This window comes from Nonomuraea candida (assembly GCF_000725485.1).
In the GTDB taxonomy this organism is placed as follows: domain Bacteria; phylum Actinomycetota; class Actinomycetes; order Streptosporangiales; family Streptosporangiaceae; genus Nonomuraea; species Nonomuraea candida.
The window spans coordinates 92,608-107,244 of the sequence record NZ_JOAG01000020.1 but is presented as its reverse complement, the minus strand read 5'-3'; the positions used below and the strand labels follow the sequence as shown (position 1 = coordinate 107,244).

Annotated in this window: 11 protein-coding genes and 1 pseudogene; 3 read left to right on the top strand and 9 right to left on the bottom strand. The window is 74.0% G+C overall.

The window, feature by feature from the left end; genetic code table 11:
- Window positions 1-108: 108 nt before the first annotated feature.
- The 8 genes and pseudogenes from IO39_RS20870 to IO39_RS54610 all read right to left on the bottom strand — a co-directional run bounded on the left by IO39_RS20870 (window position 109) and on the right by IO39_RS54610 (window position 8,202).
- Window positions 109-843 carry an NDP-hexose 2,3-dehydratase family protein gene (locus IO39_RS20870; RefSeq protein ID WP_052423138.1) on the bottom strand — a complete coding sequence of 245 codons (735 nt, stop codon included), beginning with the start codon at window positions 841-843 and terminating at the stop codon, window positions 109-111.
- 171 nt (window positions 844-1,014) lie between these two features.
- Window positions 1,015-1,971: a beta-ketoacyl synthase N-terminal-like domain-containing protein gene (locus tag IO39_RS20865; protein WP_342671429.1), complete on the bottom strand. Its 957-nt coding sequence runs from the start codon at window positions 1,969-1,971 to the stop codon at window positions 1,015-1,017.
- A 1-nt stretch (window position 1,972) separates the two neighbouring features.
- Window positions 1,973-2,608, bottom strand: a pseudogene (locus IO39_RS52785) (ATP-binding protein); the annotation flags it as partial.
- 271 nt (window positions 2,609-2,879) lie between these two features.
- A complete protein-coding gene (locus tag IO39_RS20850; RefSeq protein ID WP_052423137.1) occupies window positions 2,880-3,554 on the bottom strand; it encodes a response regulator transcription factor in 675 nt (224 codons plus the stop codon).
- A 252-nt stretch (window positions 3,555-3,806) separates the two neighbouring features.
- The gene (locus tag IO39_RS20845) at window positions 3,807-4,613 is read right to left on the bottom strand and encodes a siderophore-interacting protein (RefSeq protein ID WP_043625668.1); all 807 of its coding nucleotides are present in this window, start codon (window positions 4,611-4,613) and stop codon (window positions 3,807-3,809) included.
- Window positions 4,614-4,668: 55 nt separating this feature from the next.
- Entirely contained in the window at window positions 4,669-5,280 is a 612-nt protein-coding gene (locus IO39_RS20840; protein WP_043625664.1) for a TetR/AcrR family transcriptional regulator, read from the bottom strand.
- Between the two features lie 138 nt (window positions 5,281-5,418).
- The gene (locus IO39_RS20835) at window positions 5,419-7,887 is read right to left on the bottom strand and encodes a beta-galactosidase (RefSeq protein WP_245642102.1); all 2,469 of its coding nucleotides are present in this window, start codon (window positions 7,885-7,887) and stop codon (window positions 5,419-5,421) included.
- A gap of 147 nt (window positions 7,888-8,034) precedes the next feature.
- A complete protein-coding gene (locus IO39_RS54610; protein ID WP_157548687.1) occupies window positions 8,035-8,202 on the bottom strand; it encodes a hypothetical protein in 168 nt (55 codons plus the stop codon).
- A gap of 107 nt (window positions 8,203-8,309) precedes the next feature.
- Between IO39_RS54610 and IO39_RS58955 the strand changes: the two genes are divergently transcribed.
- Complete coding sequence (locus IO39_RS58955; RefSeq protein ID WP_084773183.1) at window positions 8,310-8,426, top strand: hypothetical protein; 117 nt, start codon at window positions 8,310-8,312, stop codon at window positions 8,424-8,426.
- 98 nt (window positions 8,427-8,524) lie between these two features.
- A complete protein-coding gene (locus IO39_RS20830) occupies window positions 8,525-8,938 on the top strand; it encodes an ArsR/SmtB family transcription factor (RefSeq protein ID WP_369332889.1) in 414 nt (137 codons plus the stop codon).
- A gap of 83 nt (window positions 8,939-9,021) precedes the next feature.
- Here the strand turns inward: IO39_RS20830 and IO39_RS20825 are convergent, their stop codons facing one another.
- On the bottom strand, window positions 9,022-10,947 hold the full coding sequence (locus IO39_RS20825) for an APC family permease (RefSeq protein WP_245642101.1): 1,926 nt from the start codon (window positions 10,945-10,947) through the stop codon (window positions 9,022-9,024).
- 245 nt (window positions 10,948-11,192) lie between these two features.
- On the opposite strand from IO39_RS20825, the gene IO39_RS20820 reads away from it, so the two are divergent.
- Complete coding sequence (locus IO39_RS20820; RefSeq protein WP_043625659.1) at window positions 11,193-14,366, top strand: AfsR/SARP family transcriptional regulator; 3,174 nt, start codon at window positions 11,193-11,195, stop codon at window positions 14,364-14,366.
- Window positions 14,367-14,637: the final 271 nt, after the last annotated feature.

Here is a 14,637-nt window from a genome sequence, read left to right as displayed (position 1 = left end):
CCGCCGCCGGCACTCCGGCGGCGCACCCTAAAAGTACAACGCTCACTGCATCTTGTAAAGCGTTCATTGTATTTTTGGGGCATGACCCTGTCCGGCGGCATGTGCGGCTCACCCCAGGTGGACGGCGCCGGCGTTGAGACAGGAGAGCAGGGTCCTCGCCTGCACGTTGACGTAGTGCCCATGGGCCGTCAGCGAGTTGAGCTGGCCTTGCGTGACCCACTGGTAGCCCGGTGGCGGGACGAGCGGCGCCTCCCGCTCGCCGGCCTCGACGAACAGGTAACGGCTCTCGGCGTTCAGGAACCGGCCGCCCTCCTCCGAGTGCACCGCCTCGTAGCGGACGCGGTCCGGCCCGGCGGCCAGCACCACGTCGAGGAACGGCGGCCTGGCCCGGGCCGGCAGGTGCACCCAGTTCCCCGGCGTGCACTGCACTGTGGGGCCCAACTCCACCGCGTCCAGGAAGCCGGCCTCCGCCTTGGCGTTCACCAGGAGGTGCGGGACCCCGCCGATGCGCCGGAACACGAACGCGGCGACCGCCGTGCCGGTCGGCTCGATCAGCGGCTGCGACCACCCCCTCACCTCGCGGTTGCCGGCCTCCACGGAGACCGCCACGACCCGGAAGTAGCGGCCGTCCGGCCTGCCGAGCGAGAACGCGTCGTTGTCCCAGCCGTCCACGTCCCGCAGCGGGATGAGCCTGGCGTCGATCTCGCGGCGGGCCCGCTCGGCGGTGAACCACGACAACATCTGGGTGTCGGAGTGCAGCGCCCTGGAGTCGTTGACGGCCGTGGGAAAGCAGGCGATGACCGTACGGGCGTCCATGTTGACCACGTTGTCCCGGCGCAGCAACTCGCCGATCTTCGAAGACCGTGGGCAGCCTGATCGAGGCGGCGCGCAGCACGCCCTCGACGCCGGCGGCCAGCAGCAATGCCGGAAGCTGTGCCGGATGCTGTGCGGGAAAGTCGTGCCGGAAGAGGCCCTCCTCCGGCCATGGGGGTGGAGCCGGCGGAGGGCCTCGGTTCAGGACGCCCGCCGGAGGGTCCGGACGACCAGGGCGGAGTTGAAACCGCCGTGGCCGCGGGCGAGGACCAGCGCCGTGCGCACCCGGGCCGTACGGGGCCGGGAAGCGACCAGGTCCAGGCCGTAGCCGGGGTCGGGTTCGACGTTCACGGTGGGCGGGATCAGGCCGTCGCGCATGGCCAGGAAGGCGGCGGCGAGGTCCAGCGGGGCCGCGCCCGAGTACAGCCGCCCGGTCATCGTCTTGGGGGCGGTGACCGGGACGCCCCGGGCCCCGAACACCTCGCTGATCGCCGTGGCCTCCACCCGGTCGAGCTCGGGGATCGCCGCGGCGTCGGCGAAGACCACGTCCACGTCGCGCGGGTCGGCCCCCGCCTGGCCCAGGGCCAGCTCGATGGCCTTGCGCAGCCCGGGGGCGCGTCCCGTGCCGGGCTTGGAGTCGAACGTGGCCCCGTACCCGGCGATCTCGCCGTAGATCCGGGCGCCGCGCTCGCGCGCCGCCCGCTCGGCCTCCACGATGAGCAGCGCCCCGCCCTCGCCCGGCACGTGGCCGCGCGCCCGCGCGTCGAAGGGCAGGTACGCCCCGGCCGGCTCGTCGCTGGTGCTGAGCCGGCCGCCCGCCATCTGCGCCACCCAGCCCCACGGGCAGATCGAGGCGTCCACCGCGCCCGTGACGACGAGGCTGGTGCCCTTCCTGATCTGCCTGCTCGCCTGCGCCACCGCGTCGAGGCCGCCGGCCTGGTCGCTGACGACCACCCCGCTGGGCCCCTTCATGGCGTTGCGGATGGAGATCTGGCCGCTGTTGACGGCGTAGAACCAGGCGAAGGACTGGTACGCGCTGACGTACTGGCCGCCCTGGCTCCAGAGCTTGCGCAGCTCGCCCTGGCCGAACTCGAAGCCGCCCGACGAGGCGGCGGTGACCACGCCCATGTCGAACGCGGGCAGCTCCGCCGGGCGCACCGCGGCATCGGCCAGCGCCCAGTCCGCGGCGGCCAGCGCCGAGCAAGGGCGGGAGGGACACCTCCAAGCGCTTGCCGCACACCTCGACGACGATCGTCTCGTGGTCCGGCGCGGCCTCCGGCTGCACCACGGTGGTGAACGGCGCGATGTCGTTGACGAACTCCGTCTCTATCCAGCGGGTGTGGACCGTGAACGGACCGGGCGCGCCCGCCCGCTCCGGCGCGAAGGCCGGATCACCGACCACCTTCCGGTGAAACGGCAGGACCGTGGCCACGCCGCCGACCCGGAACTCCGCCAGGGCCCGCGCCGCCCGCCGCAGGGCCTGCTCGCGGGTGGCGCCGGTGACGATCAGCTTGGCCAGCAGGGAGTCCCAGGCGGGACCGATCGTGCTCCCGCTCTCCACTCCCGCGTCCAGCCGGACCCCGGGCCCCGCCGGCGGCGCGAACTCCGTCACGGTGCCGGGCATGGGGAGGAAGCCGCGGCCGGGGTCCTCGGCGTTGATCCGGAACTCGATGGAGTGGCCGCGCGGGCTCGGATCGCCGTAGCCCAGTTCCTCGCCCGCGGCGATGCGGAACTGCTCGCGGACCAGGTCGATGCCGGTGACCTCCTCGGTGACCGGATGCTCGACCTGCAGCCGCAGGTGAGGTGAATGTCAGAGGAGTGCAAAGTCCGGCGATTGCCGTCGATCCGCCGGCGCCTGTCCCGCGGCCGGGCGGGCCCGCCCGCGCCGCGCCGGCGCGGGCTCTCCGGGCGAACGGACCCACTGTTCACGGCGCTCCGGCCGGCGGCATCGGGGCCAGCCCTCCAGGCGTCCGGGCGCCGCCCGGCGGCGATGGCCGGCGGACGGGCGGCCGTCGCAGGGCGATCGCCGTGAGGCGTCACCGGTGGGCGCGGCAGTCAGGAGGCGGTCACCCGCGGAAGCCCTCGCCCCCGTCGCCGAGACGGTAGCCGACGCCGCGGACGGTGATGATCCAGTCGCCGCCGAGTTTGGCGCGCAGGCTGTAGACGTGCGTGTCGATGGTGCGCCCCGGTTGCGTCGACGGCTCGTCCCAGACCGCCGACATGAGCTCTTCCCTGGACACGACGCCGTCACCCCGGGACGCCAGGGCCCACAGCAGGTCGAACTCCTTGCGTGTCAGGCTGACGGGCTCGCCGCCGACGCGGACCTCCCGGGTCTCGGGATCGATGCGCAGCCCGGCACGGGTGAGCGCCGCCGGCGGCCGGGGGCGCGGCCTTGCCCGGCGCATCACGGCTTCGATGCGAGCGATGAGCTCCCGGAACCCGTACGGCTTCACCAGGCAGTCGTCCGACCCCGCCTTCAGCCCGAGCACGCACTCCAGCTCGTCGCGCTGGTCCGTGAACGCGATGATCGGCACGTCGCAGCGGGCGCGGATCTCGCGGCACACCGCCAGGGCGTCGCATCCGGAGAGACCGAGGTCGAGCAGCACCAGGTCAGCCCGATCACACGATCGCAGAGCGGCCTCACGCGTCTCCACGTGGTCGACGGCGTAGCCGACCCGCCGCAGGTCCCGCAGAACGGATTCGGCCGCGACCGCGTTGTCGTCAACCACCAGCACCCGCATAACTTTCCCCGTCGATGACGATCACCAGCACTGTCGTCAAGGCGGGGTGCGTCCACGACGGCCATTACCGCAGGAATCACGCGGCAAGGCGCCCGCACCGCCACTAACCGTTGCTCGGTCCCGGAAGTGAGAATAATGCGGCCCCGGGCCTTGCCACCCCATTCTGCCATCGGACGGCGATTTGCGGGCCGCGATATTGGCGGTGAATTATCCCGGCCGGAAGCAGGCGCGCGGGCGCGCTCCGCCCGCCGGTCAGCCGGGGCTGGAGCGGCCGTGCCGCCAGTAGCCGATGAAGGCGATCTGCTTCTTGTCGAGGTGGCGTTCGCCGACCAGGTGGCGGCGCACGCCGGTGGCCAGCCGCGACTCGCCGGCGATCCAGGCGTAGTCGGGGGCGCCCAGGCCGGGGGCCTGCCGGACGGCCTCCAGGGCGAGGGCTCCGGGGATGGTGCCGGAGCCGTCGCGCGGCAGCCACGTCACCCGCACGCCCTCGGGGCGGTCGACGTGCTCGCGGATGTCGGCGCTCTCCGGCACCTCCAGGAAGGCGTGCCCGGTGAGGCCGGCCGGGGCGGAGGACAGGATGGACAGGATCGCCGGCAGCGCGCTCTCGTCCCCCACCAGCAGCTGCCGGTCGGCGCCGTCCGGCGGCAGGTAGCTGTAGCCCTCCGCGAAGATGCCGGCCGGGTCGCCGGGGCGGGCCCGGGCGGCCCAGGCGGAGGCGGGCCCGTGGTCGCCGTGCAGGGCGAACTCGATGTCCAGCTCCTGCTCGTCCGGACGGTACGCGTACACCGTGTAGTTGCGCACCCACGGGCGCCGGGAGACGGGCTGAAGCATCGTCTGGGCCATCCAGGCGTCGTTGTTCAGGCTCGGGAGCCACAGCCGGTCCTGGCCGGCGCGGGGGAAGAAGAGCCGCACGCTGTGGTCGAGGCCGATGCCGGTGAACCCGGCCAGGGCCGGGCCGCCGAAGGTGAGCCGGCTGAACGACGGGCTGACCCGGACGTTGGCGCGGACCTCCAGCGGGATCACGCGCCGGTCGCCGGGCCGCTTGACCTTGGGGATCATGGCCGCGCCTCCAGCGGGATCACGCGCCGGTCGCCCGGCCGCTTGACCTTCGGGATCATGGCCGCGCCTCCGCGAGCCGCAGGCGCACGCCGTCGAGGAAGAGCTCCAGGCCGTAGGCGAAGCGCTCCTCGGGGTCGGCCCCGATCGTGCTGCTCACCGCGCGCGTCAGGTCCTCGTCCGCCAGTGTCGCCACGCGCCGCTCCCAGTCGCCGGCCGCCCGCTGCGCCTGCTCCTCGATCGTGTGGCCGAGCACGTAGTACAGAACCGCGAAGACGACCCAGCCGACCCGGTCGATCGGGAAGCCCGCGTCGGCCAGGATGCGCACGGCATGCTCGCCGCCGCGCACCGTGTTCGGCTCGGGCACGTGGGTGCCGGCGACCACGCGGGCGCCGTCCCGGTGGGCGAGCAGGGCGCGGCGCAGGCGGTGCGCCAGCTCCGTCAGTTGCGCGTCCCAGGGGCCGGGAGCCAGGGGGGTCTGGGTGAGCCCGCCGACGATCCGGTCGGCCATCGCGTCGAGCAGGGCCTCCTTGTTCTTGAAGTGCCAGTAGATGCCGCCGGCCTGAACCCCGAGCCGGGCGCCGAGCTTGCGCATGGTCAGCCCGTCGAGGCCGTCGGTGTCGAGCAGGTCCAGCGCTCCGGTCACCACGTCCGCACGTTTCAACTGCATGCGTGGAGTGTGACAGCCCACTTGAACACCGTTCAAGCCTGAACGGTGTTCAAGTGGTGCGAATCACAGCGGCGGCGTCACGGCCGGGCGGGCAGGGGCCGGGCAGGGGCCTGGCAGGGGCCCGGCAGAGGCCGGGCGTCACGGCCGGGCGGGCAGTACGGTGCGGGGCATCGGGACCAGGGTGACCGAACGCAGCTCCAGGACCTCACCGTCCGGGTAGGCGGCCGGCCGGACGTGCGGGGAGACGTAGACGGGCGCGTGCTCGCGCAGCGGCAGCAGCCTCAGCTCCAGCCCGTGCTCCAGGATCTCCTCGCGGAACCTGCGCAGCCCGATCTCCCAGACCTGGCCGTGCCAGAACTGGTCGGCCACGAGCCGGCCGCCGAGGTGGGCGCGGCCCACGTCGCCGGTCCAGTCCAGCCGCAGCAGCACCTCCCCGTCCCCCGCGAACGCCTCTTCCCCGACCGTGATCCGGTAGACGGCGGCGTGGTCGAAGTCGGCGTCCGTGGGCGCGGAGGCCCGCCCGGAGGCGGGGTCGATCACCGGCGGCCGGGCCGGCCCGGCCGCTTTGACGGCCTCGACCCGCACCCGCGGCGGCGGGCCCGCCGGGGCGGGCGGCTCGACCACGCCGAACACGCCGTCCACCCGCCCGCCGCGCGAAGCCCGCCCGAGCTCCTGGACGGCCGGCATGGGATCCACGGCAGTCGGACCGTGCCCCGGGTCGGCCGGCACGGGGTTCGAGGCGGCGGGCACGGGATCCGGGACGGCCGTCACGGGGTCCGGAGCGACGGGCATGGGGTCCGGGGCCGGGAAGATCCGTACGGCGGGGCTCTCGCCGTACACGATCAGGCGGTCGTCGTCGATGACGGCGGGCCCGTCGCTGAGCACGAGCCGGTCGGCGCCCCAGAGCCGCCCCCGGGTCGCGGTGAGCGCGCTGTCGTGGTCGAGCACCAGGACGGCGGCGCGCCCGCCGGACGGCCCGGTCACCCGGAGCAGGCAGCCCGTGCCCGGCGCCAGCCCGCTCACCACGACCTCGCCCCCGTCGCGCCGCACCGACGCGGGCCCCTCGACGTCCGCGACGGTCGCGGCGTCGAAGACCAGCTCGACGGGGATGCCGGCGGTCTGCGTGAACACGTGCACGGGCTCGCCGGCGTCGATCACGCACACCGGCTGCGCGGTCGCGGTCAGCAGCACGCTCTCCCCCACCGCGCGGGCGAGCGGCCAGACGAAGTACGCCCCCGAAGGCACGGTCACCGGCTCGCGTGGCACGACCAGCTCCCGCCCGCCCAGTTCGACGGCGAAGCGCACCCCCTCGTGGGCGGGCAGCGGCTCGGCGGGCTGGTGGTTGTTGACGAACAGGAACCCCGACCGCCCGTCGGAGCGCACCGCCCAGCGCAGCACCTCCCGGTCGGCGGTGTCCCGCGGCGCGTCCGGCGGGACGAACGGCGTCATGGTGGCCAGGTCCGGCCCATCGCAGGCCAGCCAGAGGTGCTGCAGGCGCAGGTGCCGGTAGGAGTCGCGGAACTGGCCGTACGCGCCGAGCGGGGCCTGGAAGTCGTAGTCGATCACCGGGCAGTCGTTGGGGTAGCCGGTGGCGTGCGACTCCTGCAGCGTGGACAGCTCGCCGATCCGCTGCGAGCCGCCGTGGTACATGTAGTAGCCCTGCCACACCGACCCGCTGCCCAGCTTCACCAGCGCCAGCGCGGCCACGTCGGCGGCCGTCACGACGGGCCGGCGGTGGTAGGAGGTGTACATCCCGCCGCCCAGCTCGCACGTGGCGAACGGGTAAAGCGCCAGCCGGCTCTCGTCGTCGTCGGCGGCGGCGTCCCCGGCGGGGCGCAGGTCCGCGCCGATCGAGTCGTCGTCCCTGCCCGGCCCGAAGAAGTAGTGGGTGCGGCTCTGCGCCGGCCGGCCGTCGTGCGCGGTGTCCCAGGCGGCCTCCGGGTAGCCGCCGAACAGCGGGATCAGCTCGCCGGGCGGAAGCCGGACGTGCCCCCAGCCGGTGGCGGTCCACAGCGGCGCGTCGATGCCGCACTCCTGCGCCATCCGCTTGAGGGTGAGGAGGTGGCCGGGCTGGTCCGGCAGCTCGTTCTCCACCTGCACGGCCACGACCGGCCCGCCGGCGGCGCGGGTGAGCCCGCGCAGCCGGGCACCGATCTGCGCGAACCACGGCCGGACGAGCCGCAGGTAGCGCGGGTCGTCGGTGCGGGGCACGCAGTCCTCGACCACCACCCAGTCGGGGAAGCCGCCGTTGCGGGACTCGCCGTGCGCCCACGGACCGATCCGCGCCACCACGTCCAGGCCCAGCCCGGCGCACGTCGTCACGAACCGCCGCAGGTCCCGGTCGCCGCTCCAGTCGAAGACGCCGCGCCGCTCCTCGTGCAGGTTCCAGAAGAGGTACGTGGCCACGACCGTCACTCCTCCGGCGCGCATCTTGAGCAGCTCTTCATGCCACTCCTCCGCCGGGTGACGGGCGTAGTGGAACTCCCCCGACACCGGGAACCAGGGCCTGCCCGCGCGGGACAGGTGACGCGAGTTGACCGTGATGGCGGCCGGTTCATCGGGCGGGTCGCCGAGCCGCAGATGCCCGTGAACGGGTGGAGGGATCACGCCCGGCACGCTCAGTCGCCGCACATCAGGACCTTTCTCTCGTCCGTCGCCTTCACCGCGCGATTGCCGCGATCAGCGTCAGGGCGGTACGCTACCGGCCGGCTTTCGACACGGCTCCGGTCGCCTCCCACGTACCGCGGTTGATGGTCAGCGGGCATGTGGTCGGGAGGGGGCGGTGCTGGTGGCGGGCAGGATTCCCTCGGCGCCCATCCGGCTGAGCGCCTCGTAGGCCAGGCCCAGCTGCTCCCGGGCGTCGGTCCGGGGGTTCTCCCTGCGCAGCCACTCGCCGTAGACCAGCCGCGCGCGGGCGAGCACGAGCCTGGCCTCGGTACGCCCGAGCCGCTCGATCGCCTCCCGATACCGGATCTCGGCGCGCTCGCCGAACGCGCCCGCCGCGCGGTGCAGGCCACCGGCAGCTCTTCATCAGCCCGCACACCGTGGAGTGGCACCTGCGCAAGGTCTTCGCCAAGCTCGGCATCGCCTCGCGCAGGCAGATCCGCCCCGCCCTCTCCGAGGACGGCACGCAGGCCACCGCCTGAGACCTGCCGCATTCCGGCTGCCCTTTGAGCTCCCGCGCGGGTTCGGGCGGATCACCGCCTGAGACATCCGCATCGTGGCCTATCATCGCCTTGTGACGATTGATTCTGGCGGGGGCCCGTGTGTCAGTGCGGACGTCGCCGCCGGCGTGCCCCCGGCGGCGGCGTTGTTCCACTCCCTGGCCGACGAGACGCGGCTGCGCATCGTGCAGCGCCTGGCGCGCGGCGAGGCCCGCGTGGTGGACCTGACCACCGAGCTCGGGCTGGCGCAGTCCACGGTCTCCAAGCACCTGGCCTGCCTGCGTGACTGCGGCCTGGTCGACTACCGCGCCGAAGGCCGCCAGTCCTTCTACAGCCTGACCCGGCCCGAGCTGATGGACCTGCTCACGTCCGCCGAGCACCTGCTGGCCGCCACCGGCCACGCCGTGGCGCTGCGCCCCCGGCCCGCTCCCGCGCCGCCCGGCCCGCCGGACCTGTCACAGGCCGCGCCGGGCGAGGTGGAAGCGGTGTCCTGAGCGCCGGCGGCGGCCCGGCCCGGTGCGGCGGCGGCCCCGTGCGGCGGCGGCCCGGTGCGGCGGCGGCCCGGTGCGGCGGCGTTTCAGCCGACGTGGACGATGGGGCGCCGGTCGGGGTCGGGCTCGGCCTGGCGGAGCACCTCCCTGGTCAGCGGCGGCACGTCACCGCCACCGAAGATCAGGTAGCGCAGCAGGGCGCCGATGGGGTTGCCCTCCGCCGCCCAGTGGAAGTAGACGTGCGGCGTCTTGCCGGTCTGGTCGCGCAGGTGCAGCAGCAGGGCGGCGATGGCGTTGGCGACCGTGGTGCTCTGCATGCGCAGGACGCGGAAGCCGTGGCGCTCTTCGCCCGTGACCCGCAGCTCGCCGGCGAACTCGGAGGCGTCGGGGATGGTGACCTCCAGGAAGATCGGCCCCTCGCTGGTGCGCAGCCGGTGCAGCTCCCACGCCTCGCGGGCCTTGTCGATGTACTCGCGGGGGTCGCGGGCGTGGGGTTCGTTGGCGATGAGGTAGATCTCGCCGGACTCGTTGATGAAGCGGCGGGCGCAGTCGTCGAGGCTGATGTGGGTCACGCGCAGCTCGGTGGAGCGGGTGGCCCGGGAGATGAGCGAGATCGCCACGATGGCCAGCACGAACAGCAGGGCGATCACCAGGCCGTCGGGCCGTTCGATGATGTTGGCGACGGTGGCGTAGGCGAAGATCAGGGTGACGACGCCGAAGAAGGCGGCGGCCCAGGTCTGGCGCCTGGTCCAGGCCGACAGCGTGACCGCGACGGCGGCCGACAGGATCAGGGCCAGGACGCCGGTGGCGTAGGCGCCGCCCTGGGCGTCCACCTCGGCGTCGAAGATCACGGTGATGAGGAACGCGATGCCGGTGAAGACCAGCACCATGGGGCGGACGGCGCGGGTCCAGTCGGGCGCCATGCCGTAGCGGGGCAGGTAGCGCGGCACGATGTTGAGCAGCCCGGCCAGGGCGGAGGCGCCGGCGAACCACAGGATGGCGATGGTCGACAGGTCGTAGGCGGTGCCGAACCAGTCGCCCAGGTAGAGGTGGGCGAGGTAGGCCAGGGCGCGGCCGTTGGCCGCGCCGCCCTCGGCGAACTCCGCGGCGGGGATGAGCACGGTGGTGGCGAAGCTGGAGGTGACCAGGAAGACGCTCATGATGAGCGCGGCGGTGGTCAGCAGCTTGCGCGCGCCCTTGATCCGCTCGGCGAGGTCGCCCTTGACCAGGGGCATCACGGCCACGCCGGTCTCGAAGCCGGACAGGCCCAGGGCCAGTTTCGGCATCACGTACAGCGAGACAGCGATCATCGCGATGGGGCTGGAGTGGTCGGCGCTGAGCGCGTTCTGCCAGCCGGTCACCTGCTCGGGGTGGGTGAGCACCCGCTGGACGGCGGTGGCCACGACGACCACGTTCAGCAGGAGGTAGACGGCGACCAGGACGACGGCCAGGGAGATGGCCTCGCTGAAGCCCGCCAGGAACACCCCGCCCAGCGCGGCGATGAGCGCCAGCGTGACCGGCACCTGCCAGCTCTCCCACGCCTTCGGGACGAACGGGTTGTGCAGGAGGTGCGCGGTGGCGTCGGCCGCCGACAGGGTGATGGTGACGATGAAGGCGGTGGCGACGAAGCCGAGCAGGAAGAGCACCAGGAGCTTGCCGCCCCAGCCGGGCAGCAGCCGCTCCAGCATCGACAGCGAGCCCAGCCCGTTGGGGCTCTGCCCGGCCACCGCCCGGTACGTCGGCAGCGCCCCCGCCAGGGTCAGCGCCACCAGCAGGAGCGTGGCCACCGGGCTGAGCGTGCCGGCGGCCAGGGCGGCGATGCCGGGCTGGTAGCCGAGGGTGGAGAAGTAGTCCACGCCCGTCAGGCACATCACCTGCCACCACGTGTGCCGGTGGCCCTGGTCCTCCTGCGCCGGGCGGGCCGCGGATCCTTCGGGGCTCTGCAGGCCCTTCAGCAGCCACCGCCGCAACGCCGTCGCCGGCATGGCCGCACGCTGGTCCACCTCGGTCACCGGGTCCCCTCCATCAAGAAACGTCAAAGACAAAGGGCACCCTAGTGAGGACGCACACCATATCCCCATGATCAGGGCGTCAAGAAAACGTCAATATTCCCGGCCCGCCCTTCGTCGCATCGTCCCCGGTCAGGCCACGCGGGCGCGGCCGTGCACCGGTGATACCGCTGCGACGGGAGGTGCCGCAGGGGCCGGGAGGGGCGCGCTGTCGCGGCTGGTCGTCCCGGTTCGGCACAATTGCTCCTGTGCGAGTGGGATTGCTGGGGCCGTTCGAGGTCCGGAACCGTGAGGGTGATGTCGTAGAGGTTCCGGGGGCCCGGCTGCGCGCGCTGCTCGCCGCCCTGGCCCTCGAACCCGGCCGGGTCGTCACCCGTTCGAGGCTGGTGGACTGGATCTGGGGGCACCAGCCCCCCGCGGACGAGGTGAACGCCCTTCAGGCGCTGGTGTCGCGGCTGCGCAGGGTGCTGCCGGACGGGGTGATCGAGGCCGACTCGGGCGGATACCGGCTGGCCGTGCCGCCCGACGCGGTGGACGTGCACCGGTTCGAGCAGGCGTTCACCCGGGCCCGCACCGCCGAGCCCGTCGAGCGGGCGGAGCTGCTGCGCTCGGCCCTGGTGTTGTGGCGCGGCACGCCCATGGAGGACATCGCGCTGCAGGACAGCGACGCGTTCGACGCCGCGATCGCGCGGCTGGAGGCCCTCCACGTCGCCGCGCTCGGCGACCGGGTGGACACCGACCTCGGTCTCGGCCGCGGTTCGGAGCTGATCCCCGAGCTGACCGAGCTCGTCGCCGCGTATCCGCTGCGCGAGGGGTTCGTGGCGGCCCTGATGCGGGCGCTGGCCGAGGCGGGGCGGGGCAACGAGGCGCTGACGGTGTTCCAGCGCACGCGCGAGCGGCTCGCCGAGGAACTGGGCGCCGATCCGTCGGCCGAGCTGTCCGCGCTGCACACCGCGCTGTTGCGGGGCGAGCTGGGCGAGCGGGCGGAGCACCGCAGGACGAACCTGCGCAGCGAGCTGACGAGCTTCGTCGGCGACGACGACGACATCGACGCGGTCGCCGGCCTGGCCATCAAGCACCGGCTGGTCACCATGACGGGCCCCGGCGGCTCCGGCAAGACGCGGCTGGCCACGGAGACCGCGCGCAGGATGCTCGCCGAGCTGCCGGACGGGGCGTGGCTGGTCGAGCTGGCCTCGATGCCGGCCGGCGGCGATCCCGCGCAGGCCGCGCTGACCGTGCTCGGCCTGCGCGACCAGGCCCTGCTCGACGGCGGCGGCGGGCGCGGCGGGGAGCCGATGGACCGGCTGGTCACCGCCCTGCGCGAGCGGGCGATCCTGCTGATCCTGGACAACTGCGAGCACGTGATCGAGGCGGCCGCGGCCTTCGCCGACCGGCTGCTGGGCGAGTGCCGCAGGCTGCGCGTGCTGGCCACGAGCAGGGAGCCGCTCGGCATCACCGGCGAGGTGTTGTGGCAGGTCGAGCCGCTCGCGCTGCCCCCGAGGGAGGCGGACCCGGCCCGGGCCGCGGCCTCCCCCGCGGTGCGGCTGCTGCGCGAGCGCGCCGCCCTGGTGCGCAAGGACCTCGGCTCCGACCCGCAGACGCTGTCCGCCATGGCGGGGATCTGCCGGGCCCTCGACGGGATACCGCTGGCGATCGAGCTGGCCGCGGCCCGGCTGCGCACGATGTCCGTCGATCAGCTCGCGCGCCGGCTCGACGACCGGTTCCGGCTGCTGACCAGCGGCAGCCGTACGGCGCTGCCCCGGCACAAGACGCTGCGCGCGGTCGTGGACTGGAGCTGGGACCTGCTGAGCGAGGCCGAACGCGGCGTGCTGCGGCGGTTCTCGGTGTTCTCCGGCGGGGCGAGCCTGGAGGCGGCGGAACGGGTCTGCGGCGACGACGGGACCGGCGGCGGCACGGGCGGCGGGATGTTCGCCGGGGAGCCGGTGCTCGACCTGCTCACGGCGTTGCTGGAGAAGTCGCTGCTGGTCGCCGACGGCGAGGAGGCGCCGCGTTACCGGATGCTCGACACGATCAGGGAGTACGCGGCGCACCGGCTCGCCGAGGCCGGGGAGACCGAGCGGGCGCGCCGGGCGCACCTGGCCTACTTCACCGAGCTGGCCGAGACGGCCGACCCGCACCTGCGCGGGGCCGGGCAGCTGGAGTGGCTGGCCACGCTCCGGGCCGAGCACGACAACATCGGCGCGGCCGTACGCGGGGCGATCGCCGAGGGGTGGGCCGAGGAGGCGATGCGGCTGGTCGGCGGCGCGGGCTGGTACTGGTACCTCAGCGGGCACCGCACCGAGGGCGCCGAGCTGAGCGTCGCGGCGACCTCGCTGCCCGGCGAGGTGTCCGACGAGGTGCGGGCGATGGCGTACGCCATCGTGAGCGTGTTCATGGTCTCGGGGCCGGGGCGCGACCAGCACCAGGCGCGGGAGTGGATCCACGAGGCGCACCGGCTCGCCGAGAGCGGCTACCGCAACCCGCTGCTCGGGCTCGTCAGGCCGCTGGAGGCGATGCTGCGGGACCCGACGGACTTCCTGTCCGCGTTCGAGCCGCTGCTCGCCGACGACGACCTGTGGGTACGCGCGCAGGCCAGGCTCACGCGGGGCCGCCTGCGGCTCACGCTCGGCGGCGACGAGACCGGCGTGGACGGCGACGCCGAGACGGCGCTGGCCGAGTTCCGCGAGCTGGGCGACCGGTGGGGGATGTCGATGGCGCTGACCTTCCTGGCCGACCGGCGCGCCATGCGCGGCGAGCTGGCCCGCGCGTGCGAGCACTACGAAGAGGCGGCCGTGGCGATGAGCGAGGTGGGCGCGACCGAGGACGCGGTCCTCGTGCGGGCCCGGCAGTCCCAGCTCTACTGGCTGCTCGGCGACGAGCGGGCCAGCACGTCCGCCATGGCCGAGGCCCAGCGGTACGCGGGCGCCGTCGCCTGGCCGGACACGGTGGCCGAGCTGGAGCTGTCGAAGGCGCAGCTGGCGCGCTGGCGCGGCGAGCCCGACCGGGCCCACCGGTACCTGGCCGCCGCCCGGGCGATCCTGGACACCGGGGAGCTGAGCGACATGGTCCTGGCCAGGGCCATGAACCTGAGCGGCTACCTCGCCGAGGATGTCGACCAGGCCCGCGCGGATCGCGCCGAGGCGCTCCGCGCGGCGGCGAAGACCATGTACCCGCCGCTGATCGCCGAGGTGCTGATCGGCGTCGCGGATCTCGCGCTGCGCCAGGGGCGCTTCGAGCAGGCCGTGCGGCTGCTCGCGGTGAGCGACGACGTGCGGGGCACGCCGGACCGCGCGCAGCCGGACGCCTCCGGGATCGCCGCCGAGGCACGCGATCGCCTCGGCGAGGCCGCGTTCGCCGAGGCGGCCCGCGCCGGCGGGCGGCACGACTGGCAGGAGCTGGCCGAGGCCGCCCTGACCCCCTGACCGCACCCACCCCGTGACCACACCCACTCCGTGATCACGACCGGCACGCCCCCCAGCGGGCGTGCCGGTCGCTCCCCATGACCACGGCAGCCGCTCGCGTCGCGGGCGTGCCGGCCGTTCTCGCATGTCCGCGCCGGCTGCTGCCGCCGCGAGCGCGGCAGGCCGGTCCTGACGCGTTCCCGAGGGCTCCGGCGCGCGACGCCCGAGCCCTTTTCGCGCGCTGACCGCCCGCTCCGGCGCCCCGCGCCGCGCCCTTTCCCGCCCCGGCGTA